This is a genomic window from Bradyrhizobium sp. P3_C3 (assembly GCF_056402655.1).
On record NZ_JBFUGY010000019.1, the window covers coordinates 93394 to 109120 of the forward strand.

11 protein-coding genes are annotated in these 15727 nt (G+C 65.7%); 6 read left to right on the forward strand and 5 right to left on the reverse strand.

Features of this window, described 5'->3' with window-relative positions; genetic code table 11:
- The first annotated feature begins 105 nt into the window (after positions 1-105).
- The 4 genes from AC1DW2_RS22315 (at position 106) to AC1DW2_RS22330 (ending at position 5232) form a co-directional block, all read left to right on the forward strand.
- The gene (locus AC1DW2_RS22315; protein ID WP_085402453.1) at positions 106-1995 is read left to right on the forward strand and encodes a sensor histidine kinase; all 1890 of its coding nucleotides are present in this window, start codon (positions 106-108) and stop codon (positions 1993-1995) included.
- Between the two features lie 141 nt (positions 1996-2136).
- Complete coding sequence (locus AC1DW2_RS22320; RefSeq protein WP_063986189.1) at positions 2137-3867, forward strand: DUF3300 domain-containing protein; 1731 nt, start codon at positions 2137-2139, stop codon at positions 3865-3867.
- The gene (locus tag AC1DW2_RS22325) at positions 3864-4784 is read left to right on the forward strand and encodes a DUF2950 domain-containing protein (RefSeq protein WP_063981867.1); all 921 of its coding nucleotides are present in this window, start codon (positions 3864-3866) and stop codon (positions 4782-4784) included. The genes AC1DW2_RS22320 and AC1DW2_RS22325 overlap by 4 nt, the downstream gene beginning before the upstream one ends.
- Complete coding sequence (locus AC1DW2_RS22330) at positions 4768-5232, forward strand: lipid-binding SYLF domain-containing protein (RefSeq protein ID WP_063981868.1); 465 nt, start codon at positions 4768-4770, stop codon at positions 5230-5232. The genes AC1DW2_RS22325 and AC1DW2_RS22330 overlap by 17 nt, the downstream gene beginning before the upstream one ends.
- A 17-nt stretch (positions 5233-5249) precedes the next feature.
- On the opposite strand, the gene AC1DW2_RS22335 is transcribed toward AC1DW2_RS22330, so the two are convergent.
- Positions 5250-5597, reverse strand: coding sequence for a RidA family protein (locus tag AC1DW2_RS22335; RefSeq protein WP_038958155.1), 348 nt, complete (start codon positions 5595-5597; stop codon positions 5250-5252).
- Between the two features lie 308 nt (positions 5598-5905).
- On the opposite strand from AC1DW2_RS22335, the gene AC1DW2_RS22340 reads away from it, so the two are divergent.
- Positions 5906-8227 (forward strand): molybdopterin guanine dinucleotide-containing S/N-oxide reductase, encoded by a 2322-nt coding sequence (locus AC1DW2_RS22340; RefSeq protein ID WP_063986190.1) that lies wholly within the window; start codon positions 5906-5908, stop codon positions 8225-8227.
- Between the two features lie 391 nt (positions 8228-8618).
- Here the strand turns inward: AC1DW2_RS22340 and AC1DW2_RS22345 are convergent, their stop codons facing one another.
- Positions 8619-9596 carry an AraC family transcriptional regulator gene (locus AC1DW2_RS22345; protein WP_063981869.1) on the reverse strand — a complete coding sequence of 326 codons (978 nt, stop codon included), beginning with the start codon at positions 9594-9596 and terminating at the stop codon, positions 8619-8621.
- Positions 9597-9944: 348 nt separating this feature from the next.
- On the opposite strand from AC1DW2_RS22345, the gene AC1DW2_RS22350 reads away from it, so the two are divergent.
- The gene (locus AC1DW2_RS22350) at positions 9945-12824 is read left to right on the forward strand and encodes an ATP-binding protein (RefSeq protein WP_166100626.1); all 2880 of its coding nucleotides are present in this window, start codon (positions 9945-9947) and stop codon (positions 12822-12824) included.
- A 6-nt stretch (positions 12825-12830) separates the two neighbouring features.
- Here AC1DW2_RS22350 and AC1DW2_RS22355 read toward each other — a convergent pair whose 3' ends face one another.
- The 3 genes from AC1DW2_RS22355 to AC1DW2_RS22365 form a co-directional block, all read right to left on the reverse strand.
- Positions 12831-13550, reverse strand: a complete 720-nt coding sequence (locus tag AC1DW2_RS22355; RefSeq protein WP_477007164.1) for a hypothetical protein — start codon at positions 13548-13550, stop codon at positions 12831-12833.
- A 105-nt stretch (positions 13551-13655) separates the two neighbouring features.
- The gene (locus tag AC1DW2_RS22360) at positions 13656-14699 is read right to left on the reverse strand and encodes an alpha/beta fold hydrolase (protein WP_063981872.1); all 1044 of its coding nucleotides are present in this window, start codon (positions 14697-14699) and stop codon (positions 13656-13658) included.
- Positions 14700-14737: 38 nt separating this feature from the next.
- Positions 14738-15694 (reverse strand): alpha/beta fold hydrolase, encoded by a 957-nt coding sequence (locus AC1DW2_RS22365; protein ID WP_063981873.1) that lies wholly within the window; start codon positions 15692-15694, stop codon positions 14738-14740.
- Positions 15695-15727 lie beyond the last annotated feature (33 nt).

Here is a 15727-nt window from a genome sequence, read left to right on the forward strand (position 1 = left end):
CGTGCAGCTTGACTGCGTCCTCGGCACTGTCGAAGCGGCCCAGTTCTCGCTAGAATTGTGGTCCGGAGGCGCCGGAGCGCGGCCGAGGCGGAGGGGAGCGGGCGCATGATCAGGGCGTCGGTCAAGCAGTGGCTGGTTGCGACCACGCTGTTGGGTCTAGGCCTGTTGCTCGCCGCGTGCATGCTGTCTGGGCCCGCGCGAGCCGCTGAGCCCGGCTCGGCTGCGCGCAGCGAGCCAAAGCGCGTGCTGATCCTGCATTCCTTCGGCCGCGAGTTTCGCCCCTGGAGTGAATATGCGCGGAGCATCAAGGCCGAGCTCGAGCGGCAATCGCCCTGGCCGCTCGACGTCCAGGAGCACACGCTGCTCACCGCCCGTTTCAACAGTCCAGGCCCCGAAGCGCCTTTCGTCGATTATCTCGGTTCGCTCTACCAGGGCAGGCCGCCCGATATCGTGCTGAGCATCGGCGCACCTGCGGCGCGGTTCGTGCAGAGATACCGTGCGAAGCTCTTCCCGGAAACGCCGACGGTGCTGACCGTGGTCGAACAACGGCTGGTGAACCGCCTGGACCTCACCGACAATGACGTGGTCGTGTCCGTCCGCAATGATTTCGTGGCGGCCTTCGAGAACATTCTCAAGCTCTTGCCCGATATCAAAACGGTCGCCGTTGTGGTCGGTGCCTCGCCCCTCGAGAAATTCTGGATCGACGAGGTGAAGCGGGAGTTGAAACCGCTGGAAGGCCGGCTCGACCTCGTCTGGTACTCCGACCTGCCGTTTGAGGAGATCCTGAAGCGCGCATCGGTGCTTCCGCCTCATTCCGCGCTGTTCTGGGGGCTGATGTTGGTCGATGCCGGCGGCATTGTCCACGAGGGCGATATCGCCCTGCACAGGCTGCATGCTGTCGCGAACGCGCCGATCTTCTCGTATCAGGAACCTTTCTTCGGCGACGCCAGCGTCGGCGGGCCCATGCACTCCATCGCCGAAACCAGTTCGAAGACCGTCAGTGCCGCGATCCGGATCCTCGGCGGCGAGAAGCCGGCCCGCATCAAATACGAGCCGATCGGATTCGGGCCGCCGAAATATGATTGGCGGGAGTTGCAGCGCTGGGGGATCGGCGAGAGCAGTCTGCCGCCGGGCAGCGAAATCCTGTTTCGTGAGCCGGCCCTCTGGGATCGCTATCATTGGCAGATGCTGCTGATCGCGGCCGTGATTTTGATACAGGCCGGCTTCATCGGCGGACTTCTGAGCGAGCGCCATCGCCGCCAGTTGGCCGAGATCGAGTCGCGACAACGCCTGACCGAACTCGCCCACGCCAATCGGTACTCGGCCGTCGGCGAGTTGACGACGTCGATTGCCCACGAGCTGAACCAGCCGCTCGGCTCCATTCTGACCAATGCCGAGACGGCGGAGCTTATGCTCAAAGCCACTTCACCCGACATCAACGAGATCCGCCAGATTCTGGCCGACATCAGGCGCGACGATCAGCGGGCGTCCGAGGTCATCCGCAGGCTTCGAAGCGTCCTGAGGAAGCGGCCGTTTGAAATCAAGGACACCGAACTGAACGACACGGTACGGGAAGCAATCGGCCTGGTGACGGCGCTCGCCGACGGGCGCCGGATCACGCTGGCTTACGCGCCAGCCGCTGCGGAGCTGCACGTCAAGGGCGACCCCGTGCAGCTGCAGCAGGTCGTTCTCAACCTGATCATCAATGCGTTGGATGCGGTCTCCGACGCGGACATGAAGAAGCGCGAGGTCGGCGTATCGACCGGGCGCGCCGGGGGCCACGCCGAGATCCGGATCGCCGACACCGGTTCGGGCATTGCGGTCGGCGACCTCGCGAACATCTTCAATCCATTCTTCACGACCAAGCCTCAGGGCATGGGTATGGGGCTCGCAATCGTCAAGACCATCGTCGAGGCCCATCACGGCACCATAGCCGCCGAGAACCAGCCGTCGGGCGGCGCGCTGTTCACGATCAGGCTCCCGATCATCCACTAGCGCAGACGTTTAGCGATCCGGCGGCGCGGCATTGCTCTCGCGCCTCAACAAGGCGGCCAAGCAGGCCTTCGTTGATCTTGATCAATAAACGCCCATGCCGCGGCCCGATCTTGGTGGCCGGAAAGTTCGATGGAGGATGGCATGTTTCGCTGCGGCAAGATCCTGATGGCGCTTGCGTTGATGCTGACGATGCCGATCACCGCAACCGCGCAGACGGCTGACAAGCCGGCGGCGCCGAGCACGCAGGCACAGCCCGCAAGTCCGCCTCCGCCGAGCGCCGAACTCCTGAAACCCGAGCAGCTCGAGGCGCTGGTGGCGCCGATCGCGCTCTATCCCGACGAGCTGCTGGCCAATGTCCTGGCGGCATCGACCTATCCGCTGGAAGTGGTGCAGGCCGATCGCTGGCTGAAGGAGCGCAAGACGCTGAAGGGCGAGGCGCTGAAGGCCGAGGTCGACAAGCAGGCCTGGGACGACAGCGTCAAGGCGCTCGCCAGCACCCCCGATGTGTTGTCGATGATGAGCGACAAGCTCGAATGGACCCAGAAACTCGGCGATGCCTTTCTCGCCCAGCAGCCCGACGTGATGGACGCGATCCAGCGCCTGCGCAACAAGGCCTATGACAACAAGAAGCTGGTCACGACCAAACAGCAGAAGGTCAGCGTTCAGAGCCAGGAAGGCAAGCAGGTTGTCGTCATCCAGCAGGCCGATCCCGCCGAGATGTACGTGCCCTATTACGATCCGGCGACGGTCTACGGCACCTGGCCCTATGCGGAGTATCCGCCGTATTACTGGGGATATCCGTCCTATATCGGCGCCGGCGTGGTTGCGGCCGGCATTGCCTTTGGCACGGCCTGGGCGATCGGGCGCTGGGGCAGTTACTGGGGCGGCGGCTGCAACTGGGGCAACCGCAACGTCTACGTCAATCATCGCACCACCAACATCGCCAACGGCTGGCAGCACAATCCGGCGCATCGCGGCGGCGTGCGCTATAACAACACCAACGTCCAGCAGCGTTTCGGCAACAACAATGTGAGGGCGGGCGCGTCGGACCGGATGGATTTCCGCGGCCGGGACGGCAACCAGGTGCTGCGCCCGAGCCAAGGTGCGGGAGACCGGGCTGGAGATCGCGCCGGCGACCGTGCCGGTGATCGTGGCGGTCCGGGTGACCGTGCAGGAGATCGTGCTGGTGATCGCGGTGATCGTGCCGGCAATCGCGGCGACCGGCCCGGCGGCGGCGATCGTGCTGGCGCGGGAGATCGTGCCAAGGGTGGTGGAGATCGCGCCAAGAATGCAGGCAAGAATGTGGGTAAGGGCGGCGGCGATCGTGCAAAGGCTGCGAATCGAGCCGGCGGCGGCGCTGCCGCCAATCGAGGCGGTGGCGGCAATCGCGGCGGTGCGATGAACGTCTCGTCGGGCCGGGCGGCGGCCGCAGCATCGGCGCGCGGACGCTCCAGCATGGCGAGCATGCCGCGCGGCGGTGGCGGCGGAAGCTTTGCCGGGCGCGGCGGCGGTGGCGGAATGGCCATGCATGGTGGTGGTGGTGGTGGTGGCTTCCGTGGTGGTGGAGGCGGAGGAGGAGGCCGCGGCGGTGGCGGCGGTGGGCGGCGCTCCGACATCGCGCTGAAGCATGACATCGTCCTGCTCGGCCATCTCTCTAACGGCCTCGGCTATTATCGCTTCAGCTACATCGGCAGCGACAAGGCCTATGTCGGCGTGATGGCGCAGGAGGTGGAGAAGGTGATGCCTGACGCCGTGACGCGCGGCAGCGATGGTTATCTGCGCGTCTATTATGACAAGCTTGGCCTGACATTCCGCACCTACCGCGATTGGCTCGCCGACGGCGCGAAGATCCCTGCGGAGGTGACGCCATGATCGGCCTGAAATCGCTCCATCGCGCGATCCTGCCGGGCGTGGTGGCGCTCGCCATGCTTGGCTCGGCGGCACAGGCGCAGCAATCCTACAAGACACCGGAGGATGCGGCCGCCGCGCTCGCGGCCGCAGTCAAAAGCGGGCCGGGCGACATTTTGAAGGTGCTCGGCAGGGCCGCCGAGGATATCGTCTCGTCCGGTGACGAGGTCGCCGACAACGACATCCGTCAGCGCTTCACGTCGATGTACGACGCCAAGCACGGCATCAAGGCGGAGGGCAACAAGACCGCGACCTTGATACTGGGGCCGGACGATTTCCCGTTTCCGATTCCGCTGCTCAACACCAAGACAGGCTGGGCGTTCGACACCGACGAGGGGCGGATCGAGGTGCTTCGCCGCCGCATCGGCCGCAACGAGCTCGACGCGATCCAGACCGCGCTTGCCTATGTCGATGCCCAGAATGAATACGCCGACACGGATCGCGGCGAGGGCGCTGGTGTCTACGCGCAACGCTTCCTTTCCACGCCCGGCAAGAAGGACGGCCTGTTCTGGCGTGACGACAGTGATCCGAGCCCGCTCGGCGCGCTGGTCGCGGAGGCCTCGGCCGAAGGCTACAAGCAAGGCACAGGCGAGGCACCCGCGCCTTATCACGGCTACTACTTCCGAATACTGAAAGGCCAGGGTTCCGACGCGGCCGGTGGCGCGCTCAACTACGTCGTCAAGGGCAAGATGATCGGGGGCTTCGGACTGATCGCTTGGCCCGCCGAATACGGCAATTCCGGCGTGATGACGTTTCTCGTCAATCATGCCGGCACCGTCTACCAGAAGGATCTCGGCAACCGCACGGCTGTCATCGCCGAGCGCACCACGCTGTTCGATCCCGACCAGACCTGGAAGAAGGTCGATGCCGCGAAGCCATAAACCGGAACGCATGCGGCGCGCGACCGCAATCGGCCTTGCCGCGCTCGCGCTCCTCCTGCTCGCGATGCCGGCCACGCCGTCGTTCGCGCAAGCGAGCGGCCATGTCCAGGTGAGGTTCGTCAAGGCTGGCCTGCTGGTCGGAGGCGGCACCGGCAGTGGCGTGCTGAACTACCGCGGTCGGAATTATCCCTTCAAGGTCTCCGGCTTGAGCGTCGGCATCACGGCCGGTGCGACCGTCGGCAGATTTGATGGCCGGGCATCAGGCATCCGCGATGTCGGCGACTTCGTCGGCACCTATAGCTCCGTCGGCGGCGGCTTCGCACTCGTCGGCGGCGTCAACGGCGCCCATCTGCGCAACGAAAAGGGCGTGACGATCGTGCTGCAAGGCCCGAAGGCCGGACTTGAGCTCGCCTCCAACATCAGCGCGATCACGATCGCCTGGAAGTGAGCGCCTCGAGCCTGGGGTTACCGGGCCGCGATGGCCGTCATCTCGAGTTTGACGCCTGGACCGAGATCGGCCACGCCGATCGCAGCGCGCGCCGGCAGGTGAGCTTCCGCAAAGTGCGCCTTCCAGGCCGCATTGAACTCCGCCTTCTCCTTCAGGTTGGTCATGAAGATGGTCACCTGCAAGACGTTGGCGAGATCGGAGCCGAGCGTCGTCAACAGGCGCGCCAGCTGCCCGAGGACGTCGTTGGCCTGGCCCGACATATCGAGGCTGGTGTCCTCGGGGACGATCCCGCCGATGTAGAGCACGCCATTATGCTCGACCACTTCGTGGAGGAGTCCTTCGTAGGGCAAGACGCGCTGGATCATGATGAACCGATGCTGCTGTGGGGATGGGCGGCATATCGCACATTTCCATGTCGATGTCGTTTGAAGAGATTTCGCGACCGGGGCGTCTCGAAGGTCGTCCAACAAGATATTGAAAATAAAGAATAAATTGGCTTAAGAATCGCCGCTTGTCGTGCGGTCGGACGGTCACCCAGCTGCACTTGCGCGCGGGAGCCCGGCGTTTCCGACGGCCCTGATCCCGACGACATCATGATGCGGATCGGTATACTGCCACCGGAATCGACGCGGCAGCGGCTGGGTCCGTGCCGTACCGGAACAAGGATCAGACGATGGACGATACGATTGGCTTTCCCGACCCCGGCCTCGACCTGTCTGACGGCTTCAAGCCCCACACCTCGCATTGGGGCGTGTTTTCCGCGCGTCAGAGCGAAGCCGGGCTCGAGGTCAGGGCCTATGCGGGCGACCCCGATCCGAACGGCATCATCGGCAATTTCCCCGGCGCGCTGCGGCATCAGGCGCGCATCGCCCAGCCGGCGATCCGCCGCGGCTGGCTCGAGCGCGGACCTGGCCCGGACGATCGCCGCGGCCGCGATGAGTTCGTCTCCGTCAGTTGGGAGAAGGCGCTCGATCTGCTCGGCGACGAACTCGGCCGCATCCGCGATACGCGCGGCCCGGGCGCCGTGTTCGGCGGCTCCTACGGCTGGTCGAGCGCGGGCCGCTTCCATCACGCCCAGAGCCAGGTGCATCGCTTCCTCAACATCGCAATGGGCGGCTATGTGCGCTCGGTGAACACTTACTCTTCGGGCGCATCCTCGGTGCTGCTGCCGCAGATCCTTGCCGGCTACGAGGACATCACCAAGCGCAACGTCACCTGGGAGCAGATTGCCGAGAACACCGACATCGTGCTGGCGTTCGGCGGCATGGCGCTGAAGAACTCCATGGTGGCCGGCGGCTCGATCAGCAAGCATGTCGAGCGCGGCGCCATGGAAGCCGCGCGCCGGCGCGGCTGCGCGTTCATCCTGGTCAGCCCGCTGCGCGACGATCTTCCCGTCGAGGCCGGCGCCGAATGGATGACGTGCCTGCCCGGCACCGACACCGCCCTGATGCTCGGCATCGTCCACACACTTGTGAGCGAAGGTCTGCACGACCAGGCCTTCCTCGATCGCTACACCGAAGGCTGGCCCGTGTTCCTGCGCTATCTCAATGGCGAGAGCGACGGGCAGGCCAAGCATGCCGAATGGGCCGCCGCGATTTGCGGCGTCGATGCGGACGCGATACGCGAGCTCGCGCGCCGCGCCGCCGGAAAGCGTGCACTGATCACCGTTTCGCATTCGCTCCAGCGCGCCGAGCATGGCGAGCAGCCGGTGTGGATGGGCATGGTGCTCGCTGCAGCGCTCGGCCAGATCGGCCTGCCCGGTGGCGGTTATGCTTATTCGCTCGGCGCGATCGGCTATTATGGCCGCCGCGTCAACGACGTGCCGGGACCGACGCTGGGGCAGGGCCGCAACGGCGTGCGCGATTTCATTCCGGTCGCGCGCATCGCCGACATGCTGCTCAGTCCCGGCACGACCTATCGCTACAATGGCGAGACGCGTACCTATCCGGACATCCGCCTCGTCTACTGGGCCGGCGGCAATCCCTTCCATCACCATCAGGACATCAACCGCTTGCGCAAGGCTTTTGCGCAGCTCGATACGTTCGTCGTGCACGAGCTCGCCTGGACCGCGACGGCGCGGCACGCGGACATCGTGCTGCCCTCGACCATGACGCTGGAGCGCGAGGACATCGGTTATTCGACCAACGATCCCCTGATGGTCGCGATGCACCAGATCGCCGAGCCCTTCGGCCTTGCGCGTGACGATTACGACATCTTTGCCGATCTCGCCGAGCGCCTGGGTGCGCGCGAACCTTTCACCGAAGGGCGCACGTCGCGGCAGTGGCTCGAACATCTGTACGAGCCGACTCGCGCCTCGCTTCAAGCTCGTGGCCTCGAGGCGCCTGATTTCGACGAATTCTGGCGGCGCGGCAGCCTGGTCGTGCCGCAACAGCCCGACGACGGCGGCCGGCTGCGCAGCTTTCGCGAGGATCCGGCCAAACATCCTCTGCCGACGCCGAGCGGGCGCATCGAGATCTATTCAGCCAAGATCGCCGCGCACGGCGATGCCGATTGTCCCGGCCATCCGGTCTGGCTCGACAAGACCGACATGCCGAAACCCGGCGCGCCGTGCTTCCTCGTCGCCAACCAGCCGGTGACGCGCCTGCACAGCCAGCTCGACTTCGGCGGCCATTCGCTGGGCGCGAAGCATCGCGGCCGCGAGGTGGCGCGCATGAATCCACGCGATGCCGATGCACGCGGAATCAAGGACGGCGACATCATCCGGCTGTTCAACGAGCGCGGCGCCTGTCTCGCCGCCGTCCACGTCACCGACGGCATCGCGGCCGGCGTCGTGCAGCTTCCGACCGGCGCGTGGTACGACCCGATGGACCCCGAGGACGAAGCGCCGCTCTGCGTTCACGGCAATCCCAACGTGCTCACCCGCGACATCGGCACCTCGTCCTTCGCGCAGGGCTGCACCGGCCAGCTCACGACGGTCGAGGTGGAGAAGTTCACCGGCAATCTGCCGCCGATCCGCGCGTTCGATCCGGTATAGGCGCGTCGCCGGGATTGCTGCGGCCGTAGTGCGAAGGCGCCGGACTACGCTGCGCTCTATCCGGTCTACGCGAAATGCGCTCGCAACGACGACGTGGAGGGAGTGTGAGTCATACTGCGCTCTCGTGCCCGTGCCGTAGCGCGTCCAGGACACGAGAGGCAGAAAGAAAAGGGGCCGTCCTGTGTGGGCGGAGGGACGGCCCCGAGTGGCTCGCAGGCCCGGGAGGAAAAGGGCTCGAGCCGGCGTGAGTGGCAGGGCACTCACGCCAAAGAAATCGCAAACCGGTCGAACTGCAGATGGCGTGATGCCAAGTGCCTTGATCTCAAGTCGCTTGATTCCAAGTCCCTTGATTTCAGATACCTCGATTCCAATTCGCCTGCCGCCGCACGAACTACGCGGCTGCGCCGACCATCCAGTCCATGTCCGCGGCAGGGCGCCGCCGCGGAAGCGCCTCCGTAGCAGGCAGCACAGCCCTGCTGGCCAGACGCCAGCGTGCCGGTGACTCGCCGCTGATGCGCTTGAACACGGTCGAAAAATGCGCCTGGGTGCTGAAGCCGACGGCAAGCGCGATCTCCGCCAGCGGCCGCTCGGTCGTCGTGAGCAAGGTCTTCGCATGCTCGACGCGATGATTGAGCAGATATTCGCGCGGACGGTAGCCGGTCGCGGCGCGGAACTGTGCCGCGAAATGCATCCTCGAGAGGCCCGCGACATTGGCGAGCTCAGACAGACTGATGCAGCGATCAAAGTGATCGGCGATATATTGCTCGACGCGCCGTAGCCGCCATTTCGGCAAGGCATTGACTTTTGAGCGTGGCAGCTCGAGCCGGGTCAGATGCATCGCAAGGGTCTCGCCGATGCAGCGCGCGAATTGCTGGTCCGCGGTATCGCCATGCTCGGTCAGTGCCTTGGCGAGCTCGGCTGCGAGCGGGTCGCGCAGCAGGACGAGGTCGTTGAGGCCCTCGGTCGCCGGCCGCGCCGCCGAAAAATGATCGGTGGAGATGTGGAAGTGCAGGAAAGCGCAGGGCGAATGGAATTGCACGCCGAGAAGCTTCGATGGCGCACTGACGTACAGCGTGCCCGCGGGCATGGTGCCGTCGAAGATGATCTGACGGTCCCGCGTCAGCTTTACCCGAGCGGTCTTCAGCGCGATGGCGACGAAATAGCGGTCCGCCGGCGTCGTCGCTTCGTGCGACGAGATGGCCCGCGAGTCTTCCCATCGCGAAATCGTGATGTCCGCGTCCAGGCCGCGATCGATCTTGCGCCATCCGCTTTCCTGCGCGATTGCACGCATCCCGTGCGAAGCCTCGCGATCACACCGGCTGGCGGGAAATTCGATCCAGGCATGCGCTGCTTGCAAGTCATTGAACATCGCTCGTCCTCTCCTGGCCTCGTCGCCGCTTGCAGCGATCAGCCAACTCTCAGTGCTTTCCACGATCAGAGGATAGGCGTGAGCCAGGCAAGAAGCCCGTTAGTGATGATTAGGAGGTGTTAGATTTTGTGCGAGCACATGAAGTGTGACAGCCCGCCGCAGGACGTTTGATTTTGTCCAGCTTTTCAATTATTTGCGCAGATCGGTGCGGTGTGAGGACATTGCAGAACATCGCGCTGCGATCGATGTGCCGGTATGAGGCCGGCTCGGCGCCTTGCTGGACCGCGCATCGACGGCGGGTATAGTCGCCGCGCATTTGAATGAAATGGCCGTCAAGATGAGTCAGAAGTGACCGAACCCCCGGCAGGACATGGCTCGCCCGGCAATGGCGCCGGGGCGAGCCTTGATTTCGACGCAGTCTCGTTCGGACCGTTTTCGCTGCGGTCGCGGTTGCTCGAGAGGGACGGAGCGCCGGTCAAGCTCGGCAGCCGCGCGATGGACATTCTGCGTCTGCTCCTCAGCCGTGCCGGCGAAGTGGTGCCGAAGAACGAGATTCTGAGCTACGCGTGGTCCGGCCTCGCGGTCGAGGAAATCAGCCTGCGCGTCCATGTCGCGGAGCTGCGCAAGGTGCTTGGCGACGGCAAGGACGGGGCCCGCTACATCACCAACGTCCCGAGCCGCGGCTATTGCTTCGTCGCGCCCGTGCAACGTGGCGAGCGCAACGCCGCTCCGGCACTCGCGCCGCGTGCACCTGAAAGAACGGCGCCGCCTGCAGCCTTGCCACACCGGCTGGACCGGATGATCGGTCGGGACGACGTGCTGCCCGAGTTGTCGGCGCGTCTGCTGAGCGACCGCTTCGTCACGCTGCGAGGACCGGGCGGCATCGGCAAGACCACGGTTGCGACCGCGCTCGCGCATGACATGTGGCAGGCGTTCGAGGGGCACGTTCATTTCCTCGAATTCGGCCCACTGAAGGACGCCACGCTGGTCGCGAGCACGGTTGCCGCCGCTCTGGGTCTCGTCGTTCATCATGATGATCCCTCAGGCAGCATCGTCAATTTTCTGCGCGGACGGCGGCAGCTTCTCATCCTCGACAGTTGCGAGCACGTCATCGACGAGGTCGCGTGTCTGGCCGAAAACATCTATCGCGAGGCGCCGGGCATCGCCATTCTCGCCACCAGCCGCGAGTCGCTGCTGGTGGAAGGCGAGCAGATCTTCGAGCTCGTTCCGCTGGCCGGCCCGCCGCAAGGGGCGCGCCTCAGCGCCGGCGAAGTGCTGGATTATCCGGCCGCGCAGCTGTTCATCGATCGTGCCGCGGCCGCAGGCCATCGCGGCGATATCACGGACGAGGATGCCGAGGTCCTGGCCGAGATCTGCGGCAAGCTCGACGGCATCGCGCTCGCGATCGAACTCGCCGCCGTGCGCGTCGGCGTCTACGGATTGCGGGAGATGGCCGCGCTGCTCGACTCCAGGCTCAAGCTCGAATGGCGCGGACGGCGAACGGCGCCGCCACGGCAGCAGACGCTCGGCGCGACGCTCGACTGGAGCTTTGGCCTGATCGGCGAGAGCGAACGCACAGTGCTTCAGCGACTCGCCATCTTCGCCGGCCCCTTCACGCTCAAGGGGGCGATCGCAGTCGCCGCGGATGAGGGTGCCGCGGCCGATCGCGTCGTCGATGCGCTGGAGCAGCTCGTGGCCAAGTCGCTGGTGTCGGCGCAGCCCGATGGCGCATCGCGGCGCTATCGCCTGCTGGATGCCACGCGCGCCTATGCCATGCAGAAGCTGGTCGACGCGGGCGAAGCGGCGGCGATCGCGCGCCGTCACACGGCCTATGTTCAGCGCACGCTCGAAGCCGGCATGGCGGAGCAGGGCGGCGACCCGGCTTCGCGCCTGCAGGCGCGCGCGAGCCTGCTCGCAGATGCCCGTGCGGCGTTGGAATGGAGTTTTGCCAACCACGACGGTGCCGCCTTGCGCGTGCCGCTCGCCGGCAGCGCCGCAAGGCTGTTCGTCGAGCTCAACCTGCTGAACGAGGCGCGCATCTGGTCGGGCCGCGCGCTCGCGATGCTCGACGATGCCAACCAGGGCGGCAAATGGGAGCTCGAGCTGCAGTCGACGCTTGGCCACGCCTTCATGTTCACGGAGCGCAACAGCGAGCAGGCCGAGGCCGCACTCGTGCGCGGGCTGGAGATCGCGGAAGCGCTCGACGATCACGCCAATGCGTTCAGGCTGCTGTCGCGGCTGAACATGTTCTATCGCCGCACGGGCGACTACAGGCACCTCGTGCCGACCGCACTCCAGGCCGAGCGCATCGCCCGCCAGATCGGCGATACCGCGGGGATCGCAGGCAGCAAGGCGCTTCTCGGCGTGTCGTATCATCTCGCCGGCGACCAGGCCGAGGCGCAGGCCCATCTCGACGAAGGCGTGCGCGACGACGCCGCGCTGCGCGGGACGGAGCCCGGGCATTTCGCCTATTCGCGCACGCCGCAGATTCCGCTCGCGCGGGTGCTGTGGCTGCGCGGCTTTCCCGACCGCGCACTCGATTGCGTCCGCCCGCTCGTCGGCGCCGCCGCGCCGCGCGATGTGCTGATGCATTGCATCGCGCTGTGCTGGTCATCCTCGGTGTTCGGCTGGGTCGGTGACTGGGCCGCCGTCGAGACGATGACGGGACGCCTCGCGACCCATGCGAATTTGCACGGGCTCGCGCCGTACGAAGCCGTCGCGACCGGCTTTCGCGCGCAGACCATGATCGCCCGCGGCGAGCTGGCCGGCGGTGTCGATCTGCTGCGGAGCGCGCTGCTGCGCCTGCATGCGGATCGCTACGAGCTCTACGCATCCGCGTTCGCCGCGGATCTGTCGCAAGGACTGGCGGCGCTGGGACGGTTGACGGAAGGGCTGCAGGTCCTGCAGGAGACGATCGCTCGCGTCGAGCAGGGCGGCGGAGGTTTTGACATGCCCGAGCTCCTGCGCCGGCGCGGCGACCTCGAGGCGCGGACCGGTGATCTCGGTGCCGCCGAAGCGGGCTTCGCCGCATCGCTCGCGCTGGCGGAGCAGCAGGGCGCGCTGTCCTGGCGATTGCGGACGGAGATGTCGCTTGCGGCGCTTCGGCTTCGGCAGGGCGTCAAGAATCCGCTCGACGATCTCGCCGCGACCTATGCGCGGTTCTCGGAAGGATTCGAGACGGCGGATTTGAAGGCAGCGCGGCTCGTGCTGGACGAGGCATCTGCCTGACAAGGCTCAGTCGAACCGGAAATTCGCGAGATCGATCGACACCATCAGCTCATCACGCAGCGRCATCAGATCGTCGCCGCGCAGATAGATGCGCCGGCGGGTCGGGAGCTTGAATCCGTCGACGGTGACGGGATCGGACACGTACTGAGCTGCCGGAAAATTGCCGGCGATCTCGACCCGGTAATCATGCCGGCGGATGAGCATGTCGGGGCCAAAATAGAAATCCTGCTCGGCGCTGTGGCTTGCGATCACGGCCGGGAAGGTCGCCCGCAATCCGCGCCAGACCTCCGCGCCCTCGCGCCACGGCGCGATCTCCCGGACCTCGAACCCGTCCGCCGCCAGCAGGAACGGCGCAGTCATGTAAGTCCAGAGCGCATAGCCGTTGAAATAGGCGCGATGCAGCGGATCCCAATGCGTGCGCATATCGTGCCGCGCGAAGGCGGCGCGCGGATTGTTGCGCTCCGCGACGATGCGGCCGTCCGCAGCCACGATGGCGATCCGCTCCGGGCTGAAGTCGGTGCGCTGGCCGGGCTTGCCGAACGGCTCCATGGAAGCCCGCTCACGACGCAGCTCGATCCGCATCGTGCGCGGCGCCTGGTCCTGATCGACGCCCTTCAATATCCAGAGGTCGCCGCCCGTCACGATCGTGGCGGTGAGTCGCTCGTGGGCATTCCATCGATCGAGCCCGCCATGGGCCTCGATCGCATTCGCCAGCAGCGGAATCATCCGGCCGTTTCCTCTCGCATCGGTGGTGTCGCCCCAATAGAGATACCTCCGTGCGCAGACGATCGCCCGTTAAGCGTTGTTAAGTGCCGTTGGCAGGTCCGGCGCCTAGGCTTCGGCCATGACGTCCAGCACCGCGTCGGCAAAGGCCTTCGGCGCTTCTTGCGGCAGATTATGGCCGATACCGCCCTTGATGGTCCGGTGCGAATAGCGCCCGGAGAATTTCTTCGCGTATGCGGACGGCTCCGGATGCGGCGCGCCGTTGGCGTCACCCTCCAAGGTGATCGTAGGCACTGCGATCACGGGCGCCTGCGCCAATTTCGCCTCGTCGTCGGCGTATTTCGCTTCGCCTTCGGCGAGGCCCAGTCGCCAGCGATAATTGTGGATTACGATCGCCACATGGTCCGGATTGTCGAACGCCTTCGCGCTACGGTCGAAAGTGGAATCGTCGAAATGCCATTGGGGCGAAGCGAGCTGCCAGATCAGCTTCGAGAAGTCGTGGCGGTACTTGTCGTAGCCCTCGCGGCCGCGCTCGGTCGCGAAATAGAACTGGTACCACCATTGCAGCTCGGCCTTCGGCGGCAGCGGCATCTTGCCGGCCTGCTGGCTCCCGATCAGGTAGCCGCTCACCGAGACCATCGCCTTGACCCGCTCTGGCCAGAGCGCAGCGATGATGTTGGCGGTGCGCGCACCCCAGTCGAAGCCGGCAATCGTCGCCTTGTCGATTCCGAGCGCGTCCATCAGGGCGACGATGTCGGCCGCGATCGCCGCCGGCTGCCCGTTCCGCATCGTCGAGTCGGAGAGGAAACGCGTGCTGCCGTAGCCGCGCAGGTAAGGCACGATCACGCGGCGGCCGGCCGCGGCGAGCAGCGGTGCGACATCGACGAAGGCGTAGATGTCATAGGGCCAGCCATGCAGCAGGATCACGGGCGGGCCATCCGCGAGACCCGCCTCGGCATAGCCGACATTGAGGAGGCCGGCGTCGATCTGTTTCAGGGACGCGAACGCGGTGTTGGCGCCGGGCTTGACGATGGTGGCGGACTTCGCCGGCTTCGCCGTAGCCGTCGTGCTCAGCGCAAGCTGGGTCGCGGCGAGCGCCATCGCAGCCCTGCCGACGAAACGACGTCGTTCGTGGTTGATGTTGTCGGGCATGTGTGCCTCCTGTGGTCGGTGCATTGTGCAAGTCGCCGTCAGCCCTTGTGCCCGTCCAGACGCGCAAGGAAGTCGCGGATCAGCGTGGCGATCTCGTCGGTCGCCTCGTCGAGCGCGAAATGGCCGGCTTCGAGAATGTGGACCGCCGCATCCGGCACATCGTCGCGATAGGCCGACGCGCCGGCGACGGTGAAGGAGGGATCGTATTTGCCCCAGACCACCAGCGTCGGCGGCCGCGTCTTGCGCAGCCACGCCTGCCATTTCGGATAGGAGGCGACGTTGGTCCGGTAATCCAGGAACAGCGTAGTCTGGATCTCGGCCGCGCCGGGACGCGTCAGGAACGCGTATTCGTCGGTCCAGCTATCGGGGTCGTAGCGCTCGGGGTGCGGGCTGGAGCCGAGGTGCCGCTGGCGCGTCGCGGCCAAGGATGTGAAGTTGGCCTTGAGCGCCTCGAGCTCATGCGCCGGATCAGCCCAGTATTTGCGACGCGCTTCCCAGAGCGGGCTCAGTCCTTGTTCATGCGAAACGGCATTCTGGATCATGATGGCGCGAACGCGCTCGGGATGCGCCAGCGCCATGCGGAAGCCGACCGGACCGCCATAGTCCTGCATGAACAGCACGTAGTTGGTCAGGCCGAGCTTGTTCGTCAGCTCGCCCATCACGCCGGCGATGTTGTCAAAAGTGTAGGTGAAGTCGGACGGTGGCGGCGCGCTGCTGTTGCCGAAGCCGGGATAATCAGGCGCGATCAGGTGATATTTGTCGGCGAGCAGCGGCAGCAGAGGCTCCCACATCCGCGACGAGGATGGGAAACCATGGAGCAGCAGCACGGTCGGCGCGTCGGCGGACCCGGCCTCGCGGTAGAAGATATTGAGACCCCCGATATCGATCGTGTGATAGCTGATCGAGCGTCGGCTCGACCGCAGATCCTGTGCCGAGGCCTGCACGGTGGTGCAGGCGAGGGCGGCTGCGAGGGCGAGGGTGGCTGGAATATTCATGTCATCGCTCCGATGTGGGCGTGTCACGTCGAG